Raw genomic sequence first — 294 nt, forward strand, 5'->3', positions numbered from 1 at the left:
TACAGGTGCTTTAGAATGGTACTTTGGTATTTGGGAATTAATTAAAAACACAGGTGTTGAAAAAACATCTGCAACACCTCAGTATCCAACTAAAGAAGTAATTGAAAGTGTTGACGCTAAAATCAGTGCATTAACTACAGCAGGTGAACATAACTATCCAGCTGTTGCCGATGGAAACTTTGAACCAATTTATGCAACTATCAAAGGTAAAGTTTTCATGATTGAATGCGATTCATGTAACTATAATACTTATATTATTGATTCGACTAAAAATTCATTAGTACTTGGAGAACC

The 294-nt window shown here is 33.3% G+C and carries 1 protein-coding gene; it reads left to right on the forward strand.

Annotation, left to right across the window (positions count from 1 at the left end; translation table 11 throughout):
- Positions 1-294 (forward strand): hypothetical protein (locus ABOA88_RS24110; RefSeq protein ID WP_440128008.1); only part of this gene is annotated, 294 nt, incomplete at both ends.

Origin of the sequence: Pseudomonas sp. PKS (assembly GCF_051913525.1) — a bacterium.
GTDB lineage: Bacteria > Pseudomonadota > Gammaproteobacteria > Pseudomonadales > Pseudomonadaceae > Aquipseudomonas > Aquipseudomonas guariconensis_D.